Annotated in this window: 1 pseudogene; it reads right to left on the reverse strand. The window is 26.9% G+C overall.

Annotated elements, in window-relative coordinates:
- Positions 1-494 (reverse strand): annotated as a pseudogene (locus tag L0M85_RS09870) (ATP-binding protein); the annotation flags it as partial.

Consider the following 494-nt stretch of genomic DNA (forward strand, 5'->3'; position numbering starts at 1 on the left):
TGGTATTGATTTAAACTATAAGGCATAGTTTTGAAACGATTTGCATCATCGTCGGCAAGTTTAATATAAAAATCGGGATTAGGATTATAAATAAAAAATCTTCCGTCTTCATTTTCAATGAAGAACCAATTTTTATAGTCTTTTAAAACATGAAAATACTGCTCTTTGATATTTAAGTCGGTATGATTAAACTTTTGAAACAACTTATTTATTAACTCAAAAGGAGCAGAGGAGTCTTTAGGAGTATTTATAGAGCCATTTCTAGCATATATTAATCCTTTTGGTAATGCAGTATCTTTCTTAGGCTTATAATCTTTTGTTAAAAATACAGGAACTTTATCTGTATCATGAATAATTAAGATGTCAATTTCTTTGTTGTCTATAGTTTCAGTTTGTATGCTAATTTTAATTTGATTATTTGTTGATATAAAGAGTTTATGTAGTAAATCTGTTAGATCTTCTTCATTTCTTCTATTATCATCATTGTTTACACC

This window comes from Streptococcus sp. DFI.7.26, assembly GCF_022240605.1.
GTDB lineage: Bacteria > Bacillota > Bacilli > Lactobacillales > Streptococcaceae > Streptococcus > Streptococcus xiaochunlingii.